General features: G+C 66.9%; 18 protein-coding genes, 1 tRNA gene and 1 pseudogene. 4 read left to right on the top strand and 16 right to left on the bottom strand.

From position 1 onward, the window contains the following. Positions 1 to 140, top strand: a pseudogene (locus E1288_RS49295) (IS5/IS1182 family transposase); the annotation flags it as partial. 6 nt (positions 141 to 146) lie between these two features. On the opposite strand, the gene E1288_RS50190 reads toward E1288_RS49295, so the two are convergent. The 15 genes from E1288_RS50190 to E1288_RS36315 all read right to left on the bottom strand — a co-directional run bounded on the left by E1288_RS50190 (position 147) and on the right by E1288_RS36315 (position 22,073). Next, a complete protein-coding gene (locus E1288_RS50190) occupies positions 147 to 401 on the bottom strand; it encodes a PIN domain-containing protein (protein WP_328592528.1) in 255 nt (84 codons plus the stop codon). A 73-nt stretch (positions 402 to 474) separates the two neighbouring features. After that, positions 475 to 1,488, bottom strand: a complete 1,014-nt coding sequence (locus E1288_RS36380; protein ID WP_132493227.1) for an SIS domain-containing protein — start codon at positions 1,486 to 1,488, stop codon at positions 475 to 477. Next, positions 1,485 to 2,468, bottom strand: a complete 984-nt coding sequence (locus E1288_RS36375; RefSeq protein WP_132493226.1) for an amidohydrolase family protein — start codon at positions 2,466 to 2,468, stop codon at positions 1,485 to 1,487. The genes E1288_RS36380 and E1288_RS36375 overlap by 4 nt, the downstream gene beginning before the upstream one ends. Then, positions 2,465 to 3,403, bottom strand: a complete 939-nt coding sequence (locus E1288_RS36370) for a carbohydrate kinase family protein (protein ID WP_132493225.1) — start codon at positions 3,401 to 3,403, stop codon at positions 2,465 to 2,467. Before E1288_RS36370 ends, E1288_RS36375 begins: the two co-directional genes overlap by 4 nt. Then, positions 3,400 to 4,872, bottom strand: coding sequence for a lyase family protein (locus E1288_RS36365; RefSeq protein WP_132493224.1), 1,473 nt, complete (start codon positions 4,870 to 4,872; stop codon positions 3,400 to 3,402). Before E1288_RS36365 ends, E1288_RS36370 begins: the two co-directional genes overlap by 4 nt. Positions 4,873 to 4,916: 44 nt before the next feature. Next, a complete protein-coding gene (locus E1288_RS36360; RefSeq protein ID WP_132493223.1) occupies positions 4,917 to 6,641 on the bottom strand; it encodes an ABC transporter permease in 1,725 nt (574 codons plus the stop codon). Further along, on the bottom strand, positions 6,638 to 7,705 hold the full coding sequence (locus E1288_RS36355) for an ABC transporter ATP-binding protein (RefSeq protein WP_132493222.1): 1,068 nt from the start codon (positions 7,703 to 7,705) through the stop codon (positions 6,638 to 6,640). The genes E1288_RS36360 and E1288_RS36355 overlap by 4 nt, the downstream gene beginning before the upstream one ends. A gap of 317 nt (positions 7,706 to 8,022) precedes the next feature. Then, positions 8,023 to 9,051 (bottom strand): extracellular solute-binding protein, encoded by a 1,029-nt coding sequence (locus E1288_RS36350; protein ID WP_132493221.1) that lies wholly within the window; start codon positions 9,049 to 9,051, stop codon positions 8,023 to 8,025. A gap of 2 nt (positions 9,052 to 9,053) precedes the next feature. After that, positions 9,054 to 10,220 (bottom strand): ROK family transcriptional regulator, encoded by a 1,167-nt coding sequence (locus E1288_RS36345; RefSeq protein ID WP_132493220.1) that lies wholly within the window; start codon positions 10,218 to 10,220, stop codon positions 9,054 to 9,056. 912 nt (positions 10,221 to 11,132) lie between these two features. Next, positions 11,133 to 11,546, bottom strand: coding sequence for a hypothetical protein (locus E1288_RS48315; RefSeq protein ID WP_207954750.1), 414 nt, complete (start codon positions 11,544 to 11,546; stop codon positions 11,133 to 11,135). 155 nt (positions 11,547 to 11,701) lie between these two features. After that, positions 11,702 to 13,303, bottom strand: a complete 1,602-nt coding sequence (locus E1288_RS36335) for a serine/threonine-protein kinase (protein WP_132493219.1) — start codon at positions 13,301 to 13,303, stop codon at positions 11,702 to 11,704. Positions 13,304 to 13,440: 137 nt separating this feature from the next. Further along, complete coding sequence (locus E1288_RS36330; protein ID WP_132493218.1) at positions 13,441 to 16,629, bottom strand: type I restriction endonuclease subunit R; 3,189 nt, start codon at positions 16,627 to 16,629, stop codon at positions 13,441 to 13,443. Between the two features lie 6 nt (positions 16,630 to 16,635). Next, entirely contained in the window at positions 16,636 to 17,898 is a 1,263-nt protein-coding gene (locus E1288_RS36325; RefSeq protein ID WP_132493217.1) for a restriction endonuclease subunit S, read from the bottom strand. Beyond that, the gene (locus E1288_RS36320) at positions 17,895 to 19,886 is read right to left on the bottom strand and encodes a type I restriction-modification system subunit M (RefSeq protein ID WP_132493216.1); all 1,992 of its coding nucleotides are present in this window, start codon (positions 19,884 to 19,886) and stop codon (positions 17,895 to 17,897) included. The genes E1288_RS36325 and E1288_RS36320 overlap by 4 nt, the downstream gene beginning before the upstream one ends. Positions 19,887 to 19,964: 78 nt before the next feature. Next, positions 19,965 to 22,073, bottom strand: coding sequence for an N-6 DNA methylase (locus tag E1288_RS36315; protein WP_235884061.1), 2,109 nt, complete (start codon positions 22,071 to 22,073; stop codon positions 19,965 to 19,967). Between the two features lie 215 nt (positions 22,074 to 22,288). Here E1288_RS36315 and E1288_RS36310 point away from each other — a divergent pair, with 215 nt between their 5' ends. The 3 genes from E1288_RS36310 (at position 22,289) to E1288_RS36300 (ending at position 25,148) form a co-directional block, all read left to right on the top strand. Next, on the top strand, positions 22,289 to 23,515 hold the full coding sequence (locus E1288_RS36310; protein ID WP_207954749.1) for a DNA sulfur modification protein DndB: 1,227 nt from the start codon (positions 22,289 to 22,291) through the stop codon (positions 23,513 to 23,515). Positions 23,516 to 23,579: 64 nt separating this feature from the next. Further along, positions 23,580 to 24,323 (top strand): DUF4190 domain-containing protein, encoded by a 744-nt coding sequence (locus tag E1288_RS36305; RefSeq protein ID WP_132493214.1) that lies wholly within the window; start codon positions 23,580 to 23,582, stop codon positions 24,321 to 24,323. 174 nt (positions 24,324 to 24,497) lie between these two features. After that, positions 24,498 to 25,148: a DUF3800 domain-containing protein gene (locus tag E1288_RS36300; protein WP_132493213.1), complete on the top strand. Its 651-nt coding sequence runs from the start codon at positions 24,498 to 24,500 to the stop codon at positions 25,146 to 25,148. Between the two features lie 177 nt (positions 25,149 to 25,325). Here E1288_RS36300 and E1288_RS36295 read toward each other — a convergent pair. Then, a tRNA-Leu gene (locus tag E1288_RS36295) sits at positions 25,326 to 25,399 on the bottom strand. Between the last annotated feature and the right edge of the window lie 67 nt (positions 25,400 to 25,466).

Here is a 25,466-nt window from a genome sequence, read left to right as displayed (position 1 = left end):
TCGTCGAGCGCACAATCGCCTGGTACCACGGCATGCGACGCCTCCGCATCCGCTGGGAACGCCGCGACGACATCCACGAAGCGTTCCTCGGCCTGGCCACCTGCATCATCTGCTACCGACACATCAAGACCCTTTGTTAGGAACCCTTAGGACGGTCTCAGCGGTGTGCCGGTGGCCGCCCAGCTGGCGAGCAGGAGCGCCTCCGCCGAAGGCGAGCCGGGTTCGGCGGTGTAGGCGCTGAGGTTGAGGCCCGCGTCCTTGAGATTGGCGGTGACGACCACCTGAGCACGGGCTTTGATGGCGGCGGCCAAGACGTGTCGATCATCGGGGTCGGGGAGTTCGACGGCGTCGATCAGCGGCTCGTAACCCATGACCAGGCAGTCCCGGACGGCCTTGATCATCAGCTCACGCGTGCGGTCCAGCTTGACGGGGTCGAGGTCGGGCCGATTGGCTACGGGACGTGCGGCCCGGCGCTCAGCGGGTTTCGGTGACCTTGCGGAGGCCCGCCGGGCTGTCCGGGTCGTAGCCGCGCGCCGTGGCGAGCGCCCAGGCGAGGCGCTGGAGCGGCAGCGCCTCCACGACCGGCGACAGCTCCTCCGGCAGGTCCGGGATCCGCAGCTGGGCGTCGCCGCGCGGGCCGACCCTCAGGACCTCCGCACCCTGCCCGGCGAGGCGGGCCAGCGGCTCCGCCATCGCCGCGCCGCCCGGTCCCGTGCCGGTCACCGCCAGCACCGCCGTCTCCTGGCCCACCGCCGCGATCGGCCCGTGCAGCAGGTCCGCGCCGCTGTAAGCGCGGGTGACCAGGTAGCTGGTCTCCGCGAGCTTCAGCGCCGCTTCGTGCGCGGTGGCCAGCGAGTACCCGCGTGCCGTGGTGACGACCTGGTCGGCGAAGCGCAGCCGCTGCGCCACCGCGCCGATCCGGTCCGCGTTCTCGTCCAGGCAGGACTGCGCGAGCTCGCCGATGCGGTCGACGTCCGGCCCGCCACCTGCCAGCAGCAGGTGCAGCGCGAGGAGCGTCGCGGAATAGGTCTTGGTCGCCGCGACCGCACGCTCCACCCCCGCCCCGATGTCCAGGGTGTGCTGCGCCGCAGCACCGAGGGGCGAGTCCGGCGTGTTGGTCACCGCCACCGTGAACGCCCCGCGCTTTCCCGCCTGCTCGGTCACCTCCACGAGGTCCGGGGAACCGCCGCTCTGGCTCACCGCGACGAGCGCGACGTCCTTCAGGTCCGGCTCGGCCCCGTACAGCGTGGTCGTCGAGGGCGACACCAATCCAGCAGGCAGCCCGAGCAGCACCTCGACCAGGTACTTGCCGTACAGCGCCGCGTTGTCGCTGGACCCGCGCGCGGCGAAGAGCACGAACCGCGGGCGGCTGCGGGCGAGCTGCTCCGCGACCGCCCGGAACTCTCCCGCACGCCCGGCCAGTTCGGCCAGCACCTGCGGTTGTTCGGCGATCTCCGCGGCCATCCAGGTGCCCGCTTCCGTCGTCATTCCGTTCCCTTCCCGAGGCCGGGAAGCCCCAGCAGTCGTGCGGCGTTGCCGCCGAAGATCGCGCGCAGGTCCGGCTCCGGCATGCCCATCTCGTGGCACACCCGCAGCTGGTCGGCCAGGTACCGGTGGCAGTAGCCGCGCGGGAACCAGGAGGAGTCGCTGCCGAAGACGATGCGCTCCGGGCCGATCGTTTCGTAGCAGCGCCGGAACAGGTCCTCCAGCGTCAGCTTGTAGGGCATCCAGCGCACCCACTGGTTCGAGCCCGAGGTGTCCACCAGCACGTTCGGGCAGGCCCAGCACAGGAACAGGACCTGCTGCACGTGCTGCACGCCGAAATGCGGGACCACGAACGGGATTCCCGGGAACCGCTTGGCGACCGGCTCCAGCCACGCGGGTTCGATGTGCGCGTTGTGCGCCACTCCCCCGCTGGAGCCGCAGTGTCCGAAGTGGATCAGCACGGGGATGCCGCGGTCGGCTGCCACCCGCCACACCGGGTCGGCGGCCGGGTCGTCGATGCGGTGCGGCAACAGCGGGGCGAACAGCTTCAGCCCGCGCAGGCCGAACTCGTCGATCGCCCGCGCCAGGCGCTCAGCGGCGTCCGGGGCGGTGAGGTCGCGCAGGTTCGCCATCCCGGAGAACCGCTCCGGTGCGCGGGCGACGAGCTCGGCCACCCGCTCGTCGCCGCAGCCGGTGACGAACGCCGCGTGAGCGATCTCGTAGCGGTCGAGCTCGGCCAGCCACATGTCCGCCTCCGCCTGCCAGGTCCGCTCGGGATCCGGCTGCGGATCGGGGAAGTCCCAGGCCCGCCGCCAGCGCCGGGACTGCTCCGCCACCTGCTCGGCGCGGCGGCGCTGGGCCGCCTCGTCGTGGTCCGCGCAGCTGAACTGGCCACCGGAGAGATCCCTGGTCGCCTCGTCGTGCGCGATCCGGAAGTGCAGGTGGAAGTCGACGATCGGGATCCCGCGCGCCGCTTCGGTCATCGGTCCACGTCCTCCAGTGCGAAGGCCCGGTCGTGCGAGGGCCTGCTGATCACGGTCGCTGCGACCCGGACGGCGTAGTCTGCGGCGTCGCCGGTGGGCGCGCCGTCGGCGAGCCGGTGCAGCAGTCCGGCGTTGAACGCGTCGCCGGCGCCGGTGGAGTCCCGGACCTGCACCTCGGGCGCCGGATGGGTGCTGTGCGGCTGGCCTGGCCTGGCCACGAGGGCGCCGCGTGCGCCGCGCTTGACCACGACGGTCGCCCCGGTCTCGTCGGCGATGCTGCGGGCCGCGACCTCGTCGTCGCACCGATCGCCGTGCAGGGCGTTCAGCTCGTCGTCGTTGGGCAGGAACACGTCGACCTCGCGCAGCAGCCGCAGCACCTCCGCGCGCGTTCCGGCGTCCCAGCCGGCCGGATCCCAACCGGTGTCCAGCGCGGTGCGCGCCCCGGCCTGCCGCGCCTGCGCCAGCAGGTCACGAGCGGCCTCGCCCTGCAGCGCAGGGAGCAGGAAATAGCCGGACAGCAACACGAACCGGGCCGCCAGCGCCGACTCGGGCACGGCGGTCGCGTCCAGGTCGGCCATCGCCCCGAGCGCCGAGAGGAATGCGCGATCCCGGCCCGGCGCCTCGGCGGCGACGGTCACGCCGGTGTGTTCGCCGGGCACCTGGGCCAGCTCCAACCGCAGGCCGGGGATGTCCAGCTGGTCTGCGAGCAGCCGCGCGGTCCCGTCGTCGCCGACCCGCCCGGCCAGCACCGTCGGCCTGCCGAGCCGGGCCAGCACGATCGCGGTGTTCGCGGCCGAACCGCCGGGCCGCAGCACGATCGACGGCACGATCTGCTCGGTGCCCGGCGGCGGGAGCTCCGCCGCCCCGGCCACCAGGACGTCGAGGTTCACGTTGCCAACAACGGTGATTCGGTCGTCGGGAGCTGGATGGCTCACCCGCGGCCTCCGGCCAGCACGGCGTCCACGGCCGCGTCGAGCTTGCTCCCGGCCTCGCCCAGGGCGGCCCTGCGGTCGGCGAACGCGCTGGCCAGCACCCGGGCGCGGGCCAAGGCGAGCTCCGCCGTGCGGCGCACCGCCGCGGCGCCGGGGCCGCCGTCCTGGGGACGGTCGAGCACCTGCTGCGGGCGAAGCCCCGCGGCCAGCGCCGCCTCCACCACCGAATCGTCCACAGTGCCCAGTCCGGCTTCGGCGATCGCGGCGGCGACCACGGCGGCGGTCCACTCCGCCGGCGGCGCCTGCCGGACGAGCGCGCCGACCACGGAATGCGCGCCCCGCCAGGGGATTCCCGCGCCCGCCAGCGCTTCGGCGATCGCCGTGGTGGTCGCGCCGGTGGCCACGACGTCCTCCGGCGAAGGCGGGTTCTGCGGGCTCAGCTCCTCCAGCAGGCCGCGCATCAGCGTCAGGAACCGCACGGCGCGGTCACCGGCCCGCCAGAGGTGCTCCTGGACGTCCGTGGTGGCGTTGTTGGAGTCCTCGTACCAGGCGGCGCCGACGTTGTTCATCGTCGCGGCCAGGTCGGCCGCCGCCGCGCCGGCCATCGAGCACATGTGCTCCAGCACCACCGGGTTCTTCTTCTGCGGCATGATGCTGGAGCCCTGGCAGTACGAATCCGGGGTGACGATCCAGCCGTACGTCATCCAGTCCAGCATCGTGCGGGCCATCCGGGCGCCGGTGGCCAGGATGCGGGCCTGCACCGCCGCGGTGCGCATCAGGTGCTCGGCCCCGGCCACCGCCTCGTAGCTGGAGGTGAAGGTCTCCCGGAAGCCGAGCAGCTCGGCGAGCCGCGGCGGGGCGATGGGCAGGTCGGTGCCGGCGAACGCGCACGAGCCGAGCGGGTTGACGTCGAGCTCGTCGTAGACCGACAGCAGCTCTTCGGCCTGGCTGAGCAGCGCCTCGGCGTAGCCGGCCAGCACGTGCCCGAGCGTGGTCGGCTGGGCGGGCCTGCGGTGGGTGAACCCGGTGATCAGGACGTCGGCGTAGCGGTCCGCCTGGGCCGCGGCGGCCTCGGCGGCGGCGCAGGCCTGGCGGGCCTGGTCCAGCACGTTCTCCCGCAGCACCATGCGGAACACGCCGGCGTCGAGGTCGTTGCGGGAGCGGGCCAGCTGCACGTCCAGCTCGGACGGCCGGATGCCGGCCGCGGCGGCGAGCCGCTGCTCGACGAGGTAGTAGACGTCCTCGACGCTGCCGTCGAAGGCGAACCGGTCGTCGTCGGCCGCGAGCAGATCGCGCAGCCCGCCGAGCAGCTGCCGGGCCCGGCCGGCGGGCAGCAGGCCCTGCTCGGCGAGCATCACCACGTGCGCGAGGCTGGCGTCCAGCATCGGCCGGTACAGCTGCGGCGCGGACTTCTCGAAGGCCACCCGGAGGTGGTTCTGCCAGTAGTTGGACAGTTCCGGAGGCTTGGTCATGTGAACAGCTCTTTCCACTGTGGATTGTCGTGGACGTGGGCGCGCTACGCGGCGGGGATCACCGTCGGCGAGCGCTTCTGGCGCGGGCCCTGGCCGAGGCGGTTCGACACCGCGAGGACGACCAGGATCAGCACGATCTGCAGCGCGCCGTAGGCGGCCGCCGTGCCGAACTCCGAGGAGTAGATGCGGTTGTAGATCTCCACCGACATCGGCGGCAGGCCGGGCGGGTAGATCACCACCGAGGCGACGTACTCGCCGACGCCGTCCACGAAGGCCAGCAGCGCGCCGGCGAGCACGCCGCGCAGCACCAGCGGCAGCGTGACCGTGCGCAGGACCCGCAGCGGACCGGCGCCGAGGTTGCGCGCCGCCTCCTCCAGCGACGGGTCGAGCTGCTCCAGGGAGGCGCTGGTCGAGCGGAACACCAGCGGCACGAACCGGACGAAGTAGGCGACCGGCAGGATCCACAGCGTCCCGACCAGCGTCAGGCCCAGGTTGCCGACGCCGGGTTCGTTGAACGCCGTCACCAGGTTCACGCCGATGACCGTGCCAGGCAGGGCCCACGGCAGCATGATGATCACGTCCAGCGCGCCGCGGCCCGGGCCCTTCCAGCGGGCGACGACCCACGAGGCCGCCGCCCCGATGACGATCGCGGCCAGGGTGGCCAGCAGCGCGGTCTGCACGCTCACCGAGATCGGCAGCAGGCTCTGCGGCTCGGCGAAGATCCGCAGGTAGTTGTCCAATGTGTACTCGGGCGGCAGCACCTGCGTCGTCCAGGCGCCGTCCACCGAGAACGACACGAGCACGATCACCAGCACCGGCGCCAGCAGCACCACCGTGAGCAGCAGGCTGCCCAGCGCGGCGGCGAACTTCGCGGCGGCGGAGCCCGGCGCGCGGCGCGCGCTCGGCGTGCCCTTCGACAGGCTGCGGTGCACGCGGCGGCCCTGGTACCAACGCATGCTCATCAGGAAGGCGATGGACACCACCGAGAGCGCCGTCGACTGGGTGGCCGCGAGCGCGGCGTTGCCCGAGGTGCGCGCAGACACGATCTCCATGGTCAGCGTCTGCACGTTGTAGAGCTGCGGCGCGGTGAACGACGCCATCGACATCATGAACGTCAGCAGCGCGCCGGAAACCAGCGCCGGAGTGAGCATCGGCAGCAGCACCGTCCGCCACACCCGCGCGCGACCGGCGCCGAGGTTGGTGGCGGCCTCCTCCAGCGAGCCGTCCAGCCCCGCCAGCGCGGCCGAAACCGACAGGTAGAAGTACGGGTACATGGTGAACGCGTGGACCAGCACGACGCCCGCCAGCCCGCTCACCGACGTGCTCGCGGGCGAGATGCCGAGCAGTGCGTGCAGCGTCCGGGGCACGATCCCGCTCTCGCTGTAGAGGAGCACGAACGACACGGCGCCGATCAGCGGCGGCAAGGCCATCGGCAGCACGGCGAACACCGAAAGCGCCCGGCGGCCGGGGAAGTCGAAGCGGTGCAGCAGCACGGCCAGCAGCGTGCCGAGCACACCGCAGAAGAACACGGAGACGAGCGAACTCACCAGCGACAGCAGCAGCGCCCGGCCCGAAGACCCGCCGAACAGGCTGCCGTAGTTGTCCGCGAGGCCGTTCCCGCCCGCCGAGGTGAGCGCGGTCGTCGCCATCGGGATGACGACGAGGAACAGCAGGACCAGCACGACCGGGATGGCCAGCACGTAGACGAAGCGATCGCCGTCGGAGGCGGGCAGCCTGCGGCGCCGCGGCGCCGCCGCCGGGGCGCTCATGGCCGCACCAGCCAGGCGTGCTGAGCCTCGGGGCGAAGCCCGACGACGTCGCCGGGCTTCGGCAGGCCTGGCCGGTCCGGCACCGCGACCGACAGCTCCAGCTCGCCCGCGGTGACCTCGTACTCGCAGGTGGCGCCGGTGAACTCCACCGCGCGCACGACGGCGTCGAAGCTGCCCTCGCCGGCCTCGGTGATCGTCAGGTGCTCCGGCCGGACCGACACCGCGACCCTGTCGCCCACGGCGGCCGCGAACTCCGCCGAACGACCGGCGGCGAACTTCGCCCCGGAGCCCGCCAGCTCCACCACGGCCTGCTCGCCGGAGCTCTCGACGACCTCGGCATCGAGGACGTTGCTGCCGCCGATGAACTTGGCCACGAAGGCGGTGGCGGGCTGGTGGTAGACCTCGCGCGGGGTGCCGACCTGGTGCAGCTTGCCGGATTCGAGCACGGCGATCCGGTCGCTCATCGCCATCGCCTCGGCCTGGTCGTGCGTGACGTAGACGCTGGTGATCCCGGCTTCCCGCTGCGCGCGGCGGATCTCGACTCGGGTCTCCTCGCGCAGCTTGGCGTCCAAATTGGACAGCGGCTCGTCGAGGAGCAGCACCGAGGGCGAGATGACCAGCGCCCGGGCCAGCGCGACGCGCTGCTGCTGGCCGCCGGAGAGCTGGTCGATCCGCCGGTCTGCGTAGCCGTCGAGCCCCACCGAGGCGAGCGCGGCGGCGACCCGCTCGTTGCGCTCGGTCTTGGCCACCTTGCGCGTGACCAGCCCGTAGGCGACGTTCTGCGCGACGTCGTAGTGCGGGAACAGGGCGTAGTTCTGGAACACCATGCCGGTGCCCCGCTTGTTCGGCGGCGTGGCGGTGATGTCGCGGTCGCCGAACAGGATTCGGCCGCTGGTGGGCGTGACGAACCCGGCGATCATGCGCAGCGTGGTCGACTTGCCGCACCCGGAGGGGCCGAGGAGCGTGAAGAACTCGCCGGATTCGATCGTCACGTCGATGTCGTGCACGACCGGCGAGGCAGAGCCGTAGCTCTTGCATACGCGGTCGAGGCGAACGGGGATCATGCTGAACTCTCCGTGCTGGGCGAGGAAGGGCTTCTCTGCAAGCGGCGGCCGAGGCGGCCCGTGAGTGATTCGGGGTGCTATAGCGGCTGTTTTGGAAGTAGCACAGCGGGCTTTTTTGAAGCGGCGCAGCCGCTTAGCCCACCCTCGCAGCTGGCACCGCCGCGGGTTCTCAGACGTCGCCTGGCGAAGACAGCCCCGACGCCGCGTATTGGTCATACGTAAGTCGGGGCCCCCACAGTCCAGGCGGCGGCCGTAACTCCCGCAGGGGGCCGCCACCCGCACCGCCACGCAAAACGAGCCTGGAAACAGGTACTTCGCTAGTTCTTGTTCTTGATGTGCTCGCTCCAGTAGGAGATCCACTCGGTCTCCTTCTCGGCGGCCAGGCTCCAGTCGACCGGCATCTCGTGCAGGTTCAGCGGCGCCAGCCAGCTCGGCTGCCCGGCCTGCTCGACGGTCGGGATCTGGAAGTACTCCTCGGCCAGCTGCTTCTGCTTCTCGACGCCGAGCAGGAAGTCGAGGAACTTGTCCGCGGCGGCGCCGTTGGGGCCGCCCTTGACCTTGGCGATGCCGTCGATCAGCTGCGGGACGCCGGAGGTGGTCGCCACCGGCTTGAACGGCGCGCCGGTCTTCTTCTGCTGCAGCATGACGTCCTGCAGGTTCCACACGCTGATCGGCGCTTCCTGCCGCTGGATGCGCAGGTACAGGTCGGTCGGGTTGGCCGCGTAGACCTTCGTGTTGGCGTCGAGCTTGCGCAGCCACTCGTAGCCCGGCTCGGGGTTCGCGCCGCCGTTGCGGGTGATCATCGCCGAGTAGATGCTGCGCATCGTGCCGGACGCGGCCACGTCGCGGACGACGATCTTGTCCCGGTACTCCGGCTTGATCAGGTCGTCCCAGTCCTTCGGGGCCTGCTCGGGGGTGAGCATCTGGTCGTTGTAGAAGACGACCTCGGCGAGCACCATCTCGCCGACCCAGCGGCCCTGCGCGTCGCGGTAGCGCTCCGGAACGCGGTCGCGCACCTGGTCCGGCACGGGGGCGAGCAGGTCGGCGTTCGCGGCCTGGGTGAACTGCTGCTGCGAGCCGCCCCACCAGACGTCTGCCTGCGGGCGGCCCTTCTCGGCGGACACCCGCTCGGAGGCCTCCTGCGCGCCGAGCGTCAGGATCCGGACCTTGCCCTGGTATTCGGGGTAGGCGGCCTCGAAGTCCTTGACCACGCTCTCGGCGAGCGCCTTGTCGCGGGCGGTGTAGATGGTGAGGCCGGAGTCGCCGCCGGCGGGGGTCAGACCGCAGCCGGCGGTCACACCGGCGAGCATCAGCACGCCGGCGACGATGGAGAGGATTCTGCGCATGGCTACCCTTCGCGCGAGGGCTGCGTGGTGTTCGCAGCGGGGGACATCAGGGACGGGGAAACGGCGCCGATGTGCAGCGCCTGCGCGCCCAGTTCGGCGAACACGACCTCGGGTGCGGACGGTGCCGCCGAACCGACCAGCTCGGCGAGTTCGGCGAGCCCGTCCGGACCGAGTTCGGTCGCGGCACCGGCGAAGACCACGCGCGCCGGGTTGACCACGCACGCGCAGACGATGGCGGCGTAGGCCCAGGCCTCGATGACCTGCCTGCGCAGCGCGGCGACGGCGGGCTCACCGGCCCGGGCGGCCAGCTCGGCGACCGGCGCACCGGTCGAGTCACCGTCCATTTCGGACAGCGCCTGCCGGATTCCCGGTACGCTCCAGCGCCGCTCGAACTCGCCGCGCCCGCCGGTGTGCGGCGTGGGCGGCAGCCCGGCGGGCAGGAAGCCGATCTCACCGGCGAACCCGGCGGCGCCCCGGCAGAGCGTGCCGCCGGAGACCACGGCGGCGCCGATGCCGTAACCGACGTAGATCAGCACCAGGTCGTCGACGTCGGCGGCGGCACCCCGCTCGCGCTCCCCCAGCGCGATGAGGTTGACGTCGTTGGAAACCTGCACGGGCAGCCCGACCCGCTCGGTCAGCGCGTCGGTGAGCGACCGCCCGCCGAGCGCCTCCAGCACGGGCGAGAGCGTCACGGCGCCCTCCGCGGTGGCGACGCCGGGGAGCGAGAACACCACGCGCCCGGGCCGAGGCCGCGGATGTTCCTTCAGCGCCTGGTCGATGAGGGCGACCAACCCGTCCAGCGGCTCGTGCGGATCAACGGCGCGGCTGTGCGCGCCGAGCAGCTCACCGGCCAGGTCGACCACGGAAACGCGCGCCTGCTCCCCCTCCAGGGAAACGGCGATCAGCGATTCGGCGGCCGGGTTGAACTCCAGCATCCGCGGCCGACGGCCGCCGGAGGAGTCGCCGGCACCGGCCTCGAGGACGTGCCCGGAGGCGATCAGCTCGCGCACGATCTCGGTCAGCGAAGAAGGCCGGTACCCGGTCAGCCCGGCGAGCTCGGTGCGGGAAACGGGGCCGTGCTCGCGAAGCGCAGCCAGCACCGCATCGGTGCGGATGCGGCGCAGCGCCTCGTTCCCGGTGGGCGCCGAACGCTCGTTGACCTCGGACATGCGTAACTTTATACGGCATCCGAAGTAAGTTTCCAATACGTCGCTCCCCGAAGTTCCAATCAGCACAACAGCTTCCGTAAGAAATCGAATCAACACCCTCAGTGATCACCGCTGGTTTCGCCCAGGATCGCGATCGCTCCCCAACCGCAACAGGGGGTGGCCGGGCTGGCGCTCCGGCCACCCCCTGCTTCATGCCGGGCTCAGTTGTCGGTGAGTCCTCGGTTGGAGATTTCCGGACCCCAGACGTAGCCGGCGAGGGCACCAATCAGCAGGAGCGCCATACACGAACCCGAGGCGTACAGGCCGGTGGCCCGCGCGGGAGGGGAAGCCGCCCGGCCACAGGGGTGGGCCGCTGCAGTGGTCGGGGCGGCAGCTGCACCGGCCCGGCTTTGGGGACTGGCTGGGACTAAGTACGGAAGTGGTGCCGCCCAGTGGGCTGGTCATCAGGGTCGCAGTCGGGGAACTGCGGTCCAGATGGCCAAGAGAGGCCGCACTATTGCGCGGTCCTGCTCGTCGTCTCGTTCGGCTTCCCCTTTCACAGCCACGGCGTGGTCAGCCTTCCTGCGCGACGTGAAGACCGGGAAGCACGACCTGCGCTGACTGAATACGCCAAGAGCTCCGCCTGATCGTGATCGGGCGGAGCTCTTGGCTTGGGTCGAGTTTGACCATCCAGGCCCGCACTTCAACGAAGAAGGCGATGTCGGAGCGCCATTCCTCCAGATCTTGACGCCGGGGAGCAACATCGAGTGCACGATGATTAGTTCCAGCTCGTCGTCGGGGTCCTTGGCACGGGCCTGTACCGTGCGCAGCTCCGATGGCCGAAGTGCGTGCTTGCGCAGGTGTTCCTTGTCCTCCGGACCGGGGCGGAAGACGATCTTTATCGTGCCCTTGTCGACGGCTTTGTCACCCCAGTCAGGGCGCAGCTCGGCCAGAACGTCGAACAGCTGCACGCAGATGTTCACGGGTCGCGCAGACGACCATCGCCTTGCCTGGTCCGCCGATGTGCGGTCGCATCAGCTCGCGGCGCTTCTCCCAGTGCGCCACGAGGTCCTCGGCGAGGGTTTGAACCCGATCTTCCGCGGCGTATACCGCGTTCATGGTCGCGGCCCGGGTCCACGGCTCGGCGAGCGGCCCGTCCGGCCCGGTGAGCTCCAGCGTGACCTCGGCGTGTTCGATCGCGACGTCGCCGGGGTTCTCGACCCGGAGGTGGTGCACCACCGGAACTCTGTTGTGCACCAACGCGTAGTACATCGCGGGTGGATGCAACAGCTCGACCGCCAACCGCTCGTTCTCACCGCTGGACGAGTGGAAGACCGAATGGCTCATTGCGCTCGCAATCGGAATAGGCAACGCACTCCCCCAGATGGCAGCACGTCGACGTCACTGCACGTTAAGTCGGCAAACCGGACATACCCGTTACCAACAGCGACGGAAGCCACGTCTCGGCCGAAGGTGATCGGAAAGCCCCCAGGTGCCGCAAGTCATGAAGCCTGTCCGGCTTCCCCGCCGGCCCCTCCAGCCAGCCGAACCCGCGCGAGGATCTCCCCCACCTCCTGGGTGCTCTCATGGTTCTTGCCCTGCACGAGGCAGAGATCGTCATAGAGCGGCTGAAGGATGTCCAGGGCCTCCCTGACCTTGCCTTCGGATAGGAGCAGCACCCCGATGTGCCGGCGAACCTCAAGCGCAGCCTCGGATGCATCCCCCTTCACCCGCTTAACCCGCCCCAACACGTCCTGGAACTGCCGCAATGCGGCAGTAGCTTGGCCGAGTTCGGCGCGGCAGAAGGCGGCTTGCTGAAGGCATTCGAGGGCGTCCTCCCTGCTCGGCCCCGTTGTGCGGGTGTAGGCGGCTGCCAGGGCGTCGAACTCCGGCAACGCGCGGCGATAGTCCCCACCGATGACCAGGATCGCCGCACGTCGTGCCCGCAGCGACAGCACCTGCGAACTCTCCGCGCCTTGTGCCTCGCCTGCAGGAGCGATGACGATTTCGAGCACCTCGGCCGCCTGCGCGAAGCGATCCTCGTCGAGCAGTTCATCGGACCGGGAAATCGCGGCTTTGATGGAATTCCTCAGCCCGGTATCGGGAGCCAGGGACGGCACGGAAGCATGCAGATCGGGCGTGAAGCGTTCTAGTACGGGTGCCGTGTCCGCACGGCGACGCGGCGCATTTGGCCGTCGGAACATCAGTGTCGGGTCCGGCCCGTCACTTGGCACAGTGCTCGAAGGTTCCGGCGGGGAGCCTGGCGCGGGGAGGAAGGGCACCAACCTCTCGTACACGGCATAAGCGTCGGCAGGCCGTTGCTCGGGGATCTTAGCCAGGAGGTCCAGCACCAGCCGTTCCAGTTCCGCCGGAATGTCCGGGCGGATCTCCCGGAGTGGCTTTGGTGCGTCGTATACCTGCTGGTTCATTCGCGTGAAGTCGGTGTCGCCGTCGAAAACAGGACTGCCGCAGAGAAGCTCGTGCAGCACGCACCCCAGGGCATAGAGATCGCTATGCGGGGTCACCGTGGCGCCCTGGACCTGTTCCGGCGGCATGTACTGGCTCGTGCCGAGCGACGAGCCGGTCGCCGTAATGCGGGTGACGTCTGTACGCAGGATCGCGGCGATCCCGAAGTCCAGGACCTTCACGCCACCCTCGGCCGTGACCAGGACGTTGTCGGGTTTGAGGTCGCGGTGGATCACCGGCACCGCGTGGGCATACGAGAGGACTGTGGAGATCTGCGCGGCAAATGCAGCGGCCCAACTGACCGGCAGCGGCTGTCCCGGGTCGATGAATGCCCGCAGCGAGGTTCCGTGGACCAGCTCCATCACCAGGTAGAGCTGTTCGTACGAGCGATCAAGGACCGCGTCATAGACCTGCGGCACACCGTGGTGCTGGATCCGAGCGGTGACGCGTGCCTCGCGACGGAACCGCAGGGCGAATTCCTCGGCCTGAGCTGCGGAGACGATCGCGTCGGGACGGATCAGCTTGACCGCCACCTCCCGGTCCAGCACCGCATCGAATCCGCGCCAGACCGTCCCCATTCCCCCGGAGCTGATTTCCTCGATCAACTCGTAACGGCCTGCGACCGCGTCAGCCTGCACCTTTCCTCAGCCCCCTAGCCTCGTCACTGTCCGCAACTAATGGTGCCGGTGGGGTGATCTCCTGTCCACTGAAACCGATGAATCCGGCGGGGCGACTGGACACACCCCGCCGGATTCATATCCAGGACCGTTCAGCGTTAGTCCTCGACGATGCCCTCCTGGCGGCGGATCAATCGCCACGCGGCACTGCGGCAGCTTCGGTTCAGCGAGTTCTTGAAGGTCTTCTCCGAACCGAAGTACTGTCGCCCGAGGTCGGCGATGGTGTCGATGTGTTCGGCCATCTTGTCCTCGAAGACGTCGTCGAAGACGACTCCGAAGTTCTCCTCGTCGTTGTTGGCGACCGCGGCCATGCGGACCTTCGGGTGCGCGACGGTCTCCTCGAACGGCTTGATGACGTCTGTTTCGGTGAATTCCGTGCCGTGCTTCTCGTTGAACCGCTCGATGAGTTCCGACAGCAGTGACTTGTCCGGTTCCTTCGCGCCCCCAGATCCGTCCCCGAGGCCCCTGATCATGGCCGGCCCCTCAGGAACCAAGCTGAGGTCGAACTCGCCGGTCTGCTCGACCCGCAGGTGGCTCAGGTCCACTTCCCCGATGTCGACGCCACCGTCGTTGCGCTTGGGCAACTTGTTGAGCAGGTGCCGTCCGAAGAGGTAGAGCTGTTCGAGCTCCGCGTCGCGGTAGGGCACGATCTGCGACAGGAACCCGTACTTGCGGACGTAGTCCTTGAGGTCGGACCGGAAGGTCTCGGCGGTTTCGCGTTCTTCCTCGTCCTCGTGCTCGAAGAGTTCGGTGAACCGCTTGACCGCGGGTTCGAGGTGCCGATACAGCTCGGCGTGCAGCTTCTCCCGCTTCGCCGCGCTACCTCCTGCCATGTCCTCCGCCGTCAGGAAGGCTTCGGCGAATGCCCGCATCTCGTCCTCGACGAGGATCGGCGGGCCCATGACCCTGCTCTGCGCGTTGTAGAGCAAATTGGGGTCGGAAGGCAGTGTCATGGCTTCTTCGAAGAACGGCCGGAAGGACTCCTGGATGTCCTCCGCATCGTTCACAAAGTCGATCACGGCGAGGTCTGCCTGGCTCTTGCGGTCCGCGGTGCGGTTGAGCCGCGACAGCGTCTGCACCGCCGAGATGCCGCGGAGCTTCTTGTTTACGTACATCGTGGTGAGCAGCGGCTGGTCGAAGCCGGTCTGGTACTTCTCCGCCACCACGAGAATCCGGTACTCCGGCTGGCCGGCGCCCACGGTCTTCGTCGTCTTGTCGTCGGCCTTCGTGTAGGCGAACGCCTTCGGCAGCGCGCTTTCCGGCAGCTTATTGTTCTCTTTGGACTCTGTAGTCTCCTTGCCGTCATACGTGAGCTTCCCGGAGAAGGCCACCAGGACCCCGATGTTGCGGTACTCAAGGTCCTTGATGTAACTCTTGATGGCCCGGGCCATCTGCACTGCGCTCATCCTGGAGGCGGTCACGACCATCGCCTTGGCCCGGCCGCCCAGGCGGCCGGCGGTATGCGTGCGGAAGTGCTCGACGATGACCTGCGCGTGCTGGGCCACGGTGGAGTCGTGGGTGATCGCCGCCCGCGCGAGCAGCACGTTGGCCTTGGCCTGGTCGACTTCCCGTTCGTCCGGGTTCTTGTTGACCAGCTTCCAGTACGTGTTGTAGGTGACGTAGTTGCGCAGCGGGTCGAGGATGAAGCCTTCCTCGATGGCCTGGCGCATCGAGTAGGTGTGGAACGGGACGTGGGTGGCCTTGCCTTCGACTTCGGTGAGGATGCCGAAGGTTTCGAGCGTCTTCGACTTCGGCGTGGCGGTGAACGCGAAGTAGGACAGATTGGCGCTCTGGCCCCGGTCGGCGGCGCTCTTCTCAAGCTTGGCGTCGAGGCTCTCGTCGGTCTCGACTTCGACGGCCCCCGGCTCACCGGAGTCGTCGTCAGCGTCAAGCCCCAGGTTGCGCAGTGCCTTGCGGACATCCTTCGCCGCGTCACCGGACTGCGAAGAGTGCGCCTCGTCCACGACGATCGCGAACCGGCTTCCCTTGATCTCCGTGGGGTTGCGCTTCAGGTAGTCGAGCAGGGCGGGGAACGTGTGCAGCGTGACTGTGACGATCTTGCCGGTTTCCTGGGACAGTGCTCTCGCCAGCTGCTCGGACTTCGCTCCGTACTTCTCGTCGATCTTCACGACGAGACCGGCGGTCTGCTCGAAGCTGCCCACGGTTTCGCGGAGCTGCGAATCCAGGTTCCGCCGGTCGGTGATGATGACGACCTTGTCGAACACCGGGGTGCCCGGCTTGAGGCCGTTGGCGGCGGCTTCCGGGTCGAGTTCGCGACGGTCCGTGGGCGTGTGCAGCGACGACAGCCGATGCGCCAGCCAACCGATGGTGTTGGATTTGCCGGAACCGGCGGAGGCCATGACGAGGTAGTTGTGCCCGGCCCCGTGTCGTGCGACGTGCGCGGAGAGCTTCTTGACGACATCCCACTGGTGGTATCGCGGGAAGACTATCGTCTTCTTGGAGCGGCCCTTCGCGCTCTTTTCCTTGTGGACGTGGACGAATCGTTCCAGCAGGTCGAGCCAGTTGTCCTTCTGCCAGACCTGCTCCCACAGGTAAGAAGTGGCGTACTTGCCGTAGGCGTCCGCCGCCGGGTTGCCCGCGCCGCCAGGTTTTCCGGGGCCGTTGGATCCGGTGTTGAACGGCAGGAACCGGGTTTTCGAACCGCGCAGCTGGGTTGCGACGAACACCAGATCTGGATCGACCGCAAAGTTGGCCACCACGCGACGGGAGAAGATCAGCTCGGTGGGGTCGCGTTCGGAGCGGTACTGCTCCTTGGCGTGCTCCGCGCCCTGCCCGGTGAGCGGATTCTTCAGCTCCGCGGTCGCGACCGGAATCCCGTTGAGGAACAAGGTGAGATCGAGCCGGTTACCCCAGTCGGCCTGCTTGGTGGCGTACACGAGCTCCCGGACCACGGTAAGCCGGTTGGCGCGGTAGTTGTCCAGCACGTCGTCGGAGGTGACCAGCGAGGGCTTGAAGTAGGCGAGCCGGATGCGCACGCCCTGGTCCTTCACGCCCTTGCGCAGAACCTCCAGCACCCCGTCGTTGTTGATCGCCTGATCCAACCGCCGCGCAAACCCGCGCTGCGCAGCGTCGGCGTCGTTCCCGTAGCGGCTGAGCAGCTCGTCCCACTCCACGGCCTGCGTCGCCCCGATGAAGGTGAACAACTGCGCGGTGTCCATCCCAATATCGGCGACGTAGTCGCTGGCGGCGCCAAGCTCCCAGCCGTTGGCGCGCATCGATTCGACAATGGCGTCCCCGAAAACGGATTCATGGTGAACAGGACTCATAGCACACTACTCCTCAATCCCACGCCCGCTCGCAGTGGACACATCAATCTGACCAGTAACAGCAGCAGTAATCAACGCCTGATGACGTTCGACGAGCAGCTCGATTTGGCGCGACAGAGAGCCCCGGAGCGCCAAAGAACTGCACATCTCACGATTTAGAGCCCCGACAATTTCTCGCTGCTCCACCTCGGGCGGAATAGGAATTGCAATTGAACCCACGGAATGGGTATTCAAATTGAGCTGAGTTCCCAATTTTCCCAATCCGTCAAAAGCATCCCCCAGGAGTAGGATATAATATAAAAACTCCGTATTCACCTTTGGGTCTCGAATTGCAACAAAACCGTCATGGATGCAGCATCTTATTTTAGTAATGACCGGCTTTCCTACGGATGCAGCGATACTCACAAAAAGTTCTCCCGGTTCAAGCTTGACCGAAAGCGATTCGCCCAGCGAGGATAATTTCTGATCGGTCCGCGTAAGATACTTACCACTAGACGTAACATCAGAAATACGCACCCACGAATACGATCCGTTTTCGTCAAAATAGACAGGATCGTCAATCGGGCGCGGAGAAGCTCCTCGCTGAATTCGGGAAATATAGCGCAACGGCGCTGCCCCCCAGTGCGCAGGAGTACTGCCGAGCCAAGGTATCCTCCCCTTGAATTCACCCCTTATATCTCCTTGATCATGCACCTGCAGAACGTCCCGAATCGTGGCCTTTTCCCGCAAGCCAACAAGACTCAGTAGTTTCCAATGATGGTCCACAAGGAGATCGATTCGGGCGGTTTCGGCATCGAGAAAATCGGCGACGCGGCGCTGCTCCTCGAGCGGAGGCACTGGAATTGGAATTGCTTCGATATCGCTTGAATTGACCGCGGGATAACTCACACCAACCGATCTAGATACAACTTCATCAATAAACCTATGCGACCTGCAGTAGTAAGCAAGGAACCTAGGATCCAGTTCAGGCCCAGCCTCGAGCGCAGCAAATCCCGTTGAAAAGACGAGCGGATCACTGGCCCGCGGCACGGTAGCAATCGCACGAAGGTAGGTGCGGACCGTCGACACAACGACCGCACCAAAGGGCGCGATTCTACGCGCCCTGGATGGAGCGCTTTCAAAGGAAATATCGTCGGCCGGAATATCTATCTGCCCGCGATCATTAACCGACCCAATATCAATGTATCGGAAACGAAAGTTCGGACTCGTATTTTCCGACAAGACAAGCCGATTTACATGAACAACGTCCTTAATCCTGTACGACTTCATTTCGTTACCTCGCCGAGGAGCTTCTGGATCTGAGATTCCAAGTCCTTCAACTCCGCATCAATTTCCGACAACGGCCTTGGCCGCTGGTAGACGTAGAAGTGCCGAGTGAATGGGATCTCGTAACCAACCTTGGTCTTTTCGTGGTCGATCCAGGCGTCGGGGACGTGGGGCAGGACCTCGCGTTCAAGGTAGGCGTCGATGTCCTCGTCGAGCGGGACGTTCTCATAGTCGCGCAGCTCCGCGTCCGGCTCTGGCGCTCCCTTGACCTTCTGCACCTCACCCTCGGGATCACGGACACCCACGGCGTCGCGAAGCGCCTTGTTGAACGGCGCACCTGTTGGCCACAGCAGGCCTGCGGCGATGACGGTGTCGTTCATCTCCAGCCAGGCTTCGGACTTCTTCTTCCACGTCTTGCCGATCAGCGGACGCAGCGCTGCAACGAACTCCTCGGCGTTGTCGAGCTTCTGGATCGGCTTGGCCACGGCCAGGGCAGCGAGGGCTTCCTCGGTCATCTCGAAGCGGAGCTTCAGCGGGCGCTCCACCGTGATCCGGTGATAGCCGAAGTCCTCGTTACGGAAGATCTTGACCTTGCTGTGCAGCTCGTGGTCCTCGTTCTGCGCAACCTCCACCGCGTCCGCATACAACCGCGTGATCTCCGCGATCTGGTCCTCACCGATGCGCTTCCGCTTGTCCCCCAACGACTTGCGCATCTTCTGCCAGTACTCGCGCGCGTCGAGGAGAACCACCTTGCCCCGGTAGTCCTTGCTCTTGCGGTTGGTCAGGACCCAGAAGTACGTGGAGATCCCGGTGTTGTAGAAGAGCTGGTCGGGCAGCGCGATGATGCCTTCCAGCCAGTCGTTCTCCAGGATCCACTGGCGAATCTGCGACTCGCCGGACCCGGCGGCACCGGTGAACAGCGGCGAACCGTTGAAGACGATCGCCACCCGGCTCCCGCCGTCGCCATTCTCGTCGACCGGCTTCATCTTCGACAGCATGTGCTGCAGGAACAGCAGCGAGCCGTCGTTGATCCGCGGCAGGGCCGGCCAGAACCGGCTGTTCTCTGCCAACGTCTTCAGGTCGTTCTCGACCTCGTCCTTGACCTTCTTCCACTCCACGCCGAACGGCGGATTCGCCAGCAGGTAGTCGAAGCGTCCCCGGTAGTGCCCGTCGTCGCTGAAGGAGTTGCCGAACTTGATGTTGTCCGGGTCCTGCCCCTTGATCATCAGGTCAGACCGGCAGATAGCCCACGACTCCGGATTCAGCTCCTGCCCGTACACCTCGACCGTGGCGTCCGGGTTAAGGCCGGTGATGTGCTCGTGTGCGGCGCTGAGCATGCCGCCGGTGCCGCAGGCCGGGTCGAGAACCTTGCGCACGATTCCAGGCACGGTGAGTGCGTCATCGTCCGGGGCGATGAGCAGGTTCACCATCAGTTCGATGACCTCGCGCGGTGTGAAGTGCTCACCGGCGGTCTCGTTCGACTGCTCGGCGAACCGCCGGATCAGCTCCTCGAAGATGTAGCCCATCTGGTGGTTGGAAACGACCTCCGGGCGCACATCCAGATCCGCGAACCGCCCGACAACCTGGTAAAGCAGGTTAGCACCGTCGAGACGCCTGATGTGCTGCCGGAACTCGTACTTCTCCAGGACTTCCTGGGCGTTCTGCGAGAAAGCGCCGATGTAGTGGTTGAGGTAAGTCGCCGCGTGCGTGGGGTCGTTGGCGATGGCCTTCAGGGTGTAGCTGCTCTTGTTGTAGAAGCTGTGGCCGGACGCCTTACGCAGGAACGTATCGGTGTCGATGTCCAGCCCCTTGAGGCGTTCGACCTCCTGCAGGACCTTTTCCCGGGTCGGCTTCAGGACGCATTCGAGCCGGCGCAGCACCGTGAACGGCAGGATCACCTTGCCGTAGTCGGACCGCTTGTAGTCGCCGCGCAGCAGGTCGGCGACTGACCAGGCGTGATTCGCCAGCTCCGTGTGCTTGTTCGTGTTCAACGATTCCCCTTGGCCATCATCTGAACTGAAGAAATAAATTCTGCCTGAACTGTAGAAACGCGCTTTACCGGGCCAGGTTCAGCCTGGTGGCCCGGTGGGCGGCAGCAACGCGCCGCCGGTGAGCCCTACCGCCAACTGCCGAGCCGTCTCGTCCGCAAGTTGTGTCGCCAGTCGAGCCGACTTACGTATCGCGTGCAAGTGCTGGAACGCCCTGCCGTAATCCTGTTGCTGCTCCAGCGGCATAAGCGGAACGCGTAGCCGCTTGACGTCTAGGCGGATGATCGACGCTCCGGTGGTCGCGCTGTGGATGTTGTCCTCCGCGGCCAAAAAGCCCGCGAGGAACCACGAGTCCAGCCGCTCCGGGTCCGGCCGCAGCAGAAGTAGGTGCGGGCCGAGCAGACACCCGGCGTCGTCATGATCCGCCACCCGAGCCGGAACCGCCTTCATGCCGTTCAGTGTCTCCGGCATGATGACGTCCCCGCATTCGATTCGCACATGTTCGGCTAGTGGTTTCTCCCGCAACGAACCCGAAGCGGAAACGTCTCCCCACACGTCGGACAAGGTCAACAGTGGCGCGGCGTTCTGCTCTTGAGCCTCGTCGACACCAGTCACCCGCGACACCGCTGCGCGGTGCAGGACAACCGCGCCGCCGCGCAACAAGTCGGCCACCGTCGCCGTGCGCCAGGTCAACGGTTCAGCTCCGGCCGGCGGCCATTCCTGCCCGCTACTCAAGGAAACCAAGGTGCTACCGGCCTGCTGCAACTGCGCGCGCAGCTCCCTACCCAATGCCTCCTGCTGCGATGGGTCGACAGGCGCCGACGCGGCGCGGACATGACGGGCCGGAGTGATATCGACCGTCTGGTCAAGAAGGTCGACGATGGACTGACTACGAGCAACCCCAGAGACGGACTCGAAACGCTCCGGATCATCATCGAAAGCCCGCCACAGACCAACGATCTGCGCAGACATCGCCGACCAGTCCAGATCACGCGAACTCGCAGCACGTGATCGCCTGGACGAAGTCGCCCCCGAGTCAGAAGCGCCCGCGAATCCTGCCGCATCCAGGAACAGAACCGGCTGAGGTTCGCTCCGCGACCCATCGGGTGCCGCCAGCAGCCAGAGGTGCAAACCGATATGCAATGGTGGCGCAACGCCAGGCGGCAATGCAACGACACCGCGCAGCGCTCCCCTTCGAATCAACTCGCTCCTGATACGACGTCCACCAGCACGTTCGGCGGCTCCTGGCGGCATCAGCACAACGGCCCGCCCATCCGAGGCGAGATGCGCCAGGCAATGCTGCACCCACGCCAGCTCCGACTCAGTCTTGGGCGGCAGGCCGTACTCCCACCGCGGGTCATAGGAAAGATCGTCATGCCCCCAGTCACGCTGGCCATACGGCGGGTTGCACAGGACCGCGTCCGCCTTCGACCCGGGGAACGCGTCACCACGAAGGCTGTCCCCAACCTTGATCGTTGCCTCGACATCGGGCAGCGCGGCCCGGATCGAGGCCAACGCAGCCTGTGTCCCCAGCACATCCTGACCAAACAGTCTTTTTGCACCCCTGCGCGCCGCGGCGGAGAGTAGTCCTCCGGCACCGCAGGCCGGGTCGAGCACCCGCGATGGTGTCCGTAGCAGCAACGCCGCCATCAGATCAGCCAACGGCTGTGGTGTCGAATAGGCTCCGGCGGCCGTGTCGTCGGCTAGTTGCTCAGCCAGAACATCCAGCGTTGCAGCTGCGCCGCCTTCAGCCATGCACCGCAACAGCGCGCGCAACACGACAGGCGGGAAAGACTTCACTGCCTGCTCACCGACGCCCGGCACCCCAGACACCTGCTCTCCGACGGATCCCGCTAGAGCTCCGGGCAGGTCGGCATCCGGCATCTCCGCAAGAGCTTTCACCGCTTGATCGCCAAGCCGCACGATCGGCGGCACAAGAGGCAGCAGACGGAGTGCCAGTGGCTCACCGCCGCCTGCGTCCGCACGAAGAACGATGCGCAGCTCGCCTACCGGCGAAGCCGCCGGGAGCTGGTTTCGCGCCGCCAGCCAAGAACGCACGGCGTCAAGGTCGTAGGCCGGACTGGTCTCGGTCCCGCCGGTTGGCGCCGGGAAATCCGCATGTCGTCGCCGCCAGTTACTCACCGTGGCGCGCGTAACCCCCGCCAAGCGGGAGATCTCCGCGGCAGTCACCTGCGCAGCTGACCTGGGCATCACAGCGTCCTGTCGAGAGAGCGTGTTTGCACGCCTCTGACCATACAGCACTGCCCGAGCTTGTAAACATGTTTGACACTGCTTTCAATTCATGATTCTCTGATTGTGCTTTCAGCGGCTGCAGGCGATCGACTGCCCGATGGTGCGACCACCAAGCACCCAGCCACCCCACCCGATGTTCAGGAGGTTTTGTCGTGTCCTTTCCCATGCCGACTCCCGAGGTTGAAGGCATCCGGCTGACCGTCATGCCGTTCCGGTCCGACGCCGTGATCGGCACCATGGGGCTGCCCACGCTGTTGCAGCTCGTGCCCTCGCCGAAGAACCAGGAGAACAAGCGCGCGCTGCAGTACGCCTCCGGTTTGCAGCGGCGGCACGCCGAAATCCGGGGCCTGGTCCAGCGCATGATCAAGACGACCAGCAAGGGGAAGAACGTCGTCCCGTACGCCGATTACATGGCCGCCGGCTTGAAGGGGATGCACGGCTCGGGGTGGTCGACGCCGCCGGTCACCCTGTGGCTCGCCGACCAGCTCGGATCGATCAGCGACGAGCTGGTGCCCGGCACCTCCATCCGCACGATCTCCGTGACACCCGGTTCCGCCGTAGTGGCCGTCGACGGCGAAACGCAGGTCACGGCCTGGCACGAGCTCTACGACGACCCGGCGCGTTTCGGCCTGACCCACGACGCGCTCGCGGCGATTCGCGTGCCGTTCGAGCTGTACTGGGGCCTGAACGTCGACGACGCGCGGCAGATCTTCTACGACCGCAACGTCGAAGGCGTCTCCGTCGCCAAGAACCTGGCGATGTCGATGGACCAGCGCGACTTCGCCACTCAACTCGCCCGACGCGTCGCCGACTCGGTCAAAGTCGAGCAGCACGGCGAGATCGTCCCGTTCACCAAGCTCGTCGAAACCCGCGGTCGCCAGCTCAAGGCGAGCGGCCCCGAGGTCGTCACGCTCTCCGCGCTGCGAGTCCTGGTGACCACCGCGCTGCACGGTCGGCGTGGGCTGGAACTGACTTCGGCCACCCAGCGGGAAAACGCACTGCCCGACGGAGTTTCGGCAGAGCACGCCACCCGGCGGCTGGTCCCGCTGCTGTCCGGCCTGATCTCCCAGCTCTACCCGCAGTTCGCGGCGCGGTCGGTTGTCTCGGCGCCGGCCGTGCTGGCAGGGATCGGCATCGCAGCCCACGGAGCCACCGGATGGTCCGCCCCGGAACAGGTGCTGAGTGAGGACGAACTGTTCGGGCTGCTGGCTTCGGTGCGCTGGGAACGCAAGGCCCAGTACTGGGACGGCGTCGCGGCCAGCGCGAACGCCAAGGGCGTCCTCAACTTCAGCGGCGGCGCGAAGGACTCCGGCGGGCGGGTCGCCGACGCACTGCTGCGCCCCGACACCGAGTACGGCCGCAAGATCCGCGGCTGGTAGTCGGCAGCAGACTCAGCGTTCATCCACGCCATACCAACCAATTCGACCAGAGGAAGCATCCACAATGTCCGTTCCGCTCTACCCGCCTGCGCCGATGCGGCCTAGCACCAAGTTCGGCGGCCTCGCCTGGGCGGCACTGATTCTCGGCATCGTCGGGATCTGCGGCTCGCCACTGCCGATCCTGAACAACCTCACCGCCCTCGCCGCCTTCGTCGGGCTGATCCTCGGCATCATCGCGCTGTTCGGGACGAAGAAGACCGTGGCCGGCATCGGTAGCGGCCTGTGCGTTGTCGCGATCGTGATCACAGTGGTGCTCCAGGGCATCATGGTGCGGGAACTCGACAAGGCCCTCGACGACGCTGAGATCAGCACTGAGCCGCCCTCGCTTGGGATCGATGCAGACGCGCCCGCGTCGGACCAGGTCGTCCGGCTCAACTTCGGTGACCAGCACACCTGGAACGACGGCCCGACCATTTCCTTGTCGGCCCCAACCGCTTACACCGAATCCAACATGTTCCTGCAGCCGCAGGCCGGGAAGCGCTACATCCAATTCGACGTGACGGTGGGGAACAACGGAATCGCTGACTACAACGTGGGATCCACGACCATCACCGCCCAGCACAACGGGCGTGTGGCCCAGCAGAACTACATGGCGGGCGACGGATTCGCCCACGGCCAGGTCCCCCCGAACGGCAACGTGACCTACACCGTCGTGTTCGAGATCGGCCAGGAACCCGGCGAGCTGCAGGTCAGCGTGCAGCCGACGATGTTCACGTCGGAGACGGCCTACTTCACAGGCCAGATCTGACATCACGATCAGCTGCTTGGAAGGCCCTACGGCAGGCAGTTCGGCGGAGTGCTCGACTGGGAATCCCAGCCGAGCGCTCCGCATACGCGTAGCTCGATCACCAGAGCAGCCGATACCTCAGACGGCTGCACCTGAGTACTGTCGATCAACACTGATCACCGATGAGGAACTGTCGTGGCCGACGTTTTCATGTATGCCGATGAGACCGGCAATCTCGACTACCAGCAGCACGAGGGCGCCTCGCGCTTCTTCGGTATTGCTACTGCGGTCATACGGGATCACGGCCGGGCCCTGAACGAAGCCGTGCTGCTGCGTGCCGAGCTGCACTCGCGCGGGGTTGGTCTGAAGAAGGGCTACTTCCATGCGACCGACGACAGTCACCCGACGCGCAAGGAGGTCTTTGCGCTCATCGCTGGGCAGGGCTGGCGGCTGGACGCCACGATGCTCGACAAGCACAAGGCATACGACCGCGTTCGGGATGCCGGTGAGGTCTACCTCTACAAGATGGCTTGGTACCTGCACTTCAAGTACATCGCCCCGATTGTCGCAGCCCAAGGCGATCGTCTGTTCGTCGTGGCCGCAACTCTCGGCACCAACGCACGCAAGAAGGCCTTCGAGTCAGCGCTTCACGACGTGTGCCAGGTGCAGGGGCCGCATGGCCGAGACGTGCACCTCTGCCACTGGCCCGCGGCGACATCGTGGGGCTTGCAGGTCGCGGACTACGCGGCATGGGCGGTGCAGCGAAAGATGGAGAAGGGCAAGGAGCAGTACTGGGGCATGATCGCGGACTCGCTCGAAACATGCTTCATGCCTTGGGGAAAGTAAAAGGCCGGCTACCCCTGGTAGGGGGAGAGCCCCCCTGGGGCTCTTGTCACCGGCCTCTAGCTCCATTCAACAGTGAAGGTCGCCGCCGGTCAACGACTCGCGGCCAGAGTCACTCTTTTGCTTCCTTAGGCCACGAGCCGGGCTTCTCAGCCGATCAGACCGACTCTACCTGCATGTTTCCCCCGGTTGGGTTCGAACCGACACTTGGACGATTTTGAGTCGTCTGCCTCTGCCAGTTGGGCTACAGGGGGGCGATCGACCTCGCGCTTCACAGCGCCCGCCGCACTGGTTACGCCGAAGTCCGCGCGGACTAATGCC

The sequence above is a fragment of the Saccharopolyspora elongata genome (assembly GCF_004348985.1).
In the GTDB taxonomy this organism is placed as follows: Bacteria; Actinomycetota; Actinomycetes; order Mycobacteriales; family Pseudonocardiaceae; genus Saccharopolyspora; species Saccharopolyspora elongata.
The sequence above is the reverse complement of the archived record's forward strand: the minus strand, read 5'-3'. Positions and strand labels throughout refer to the sequence as shown.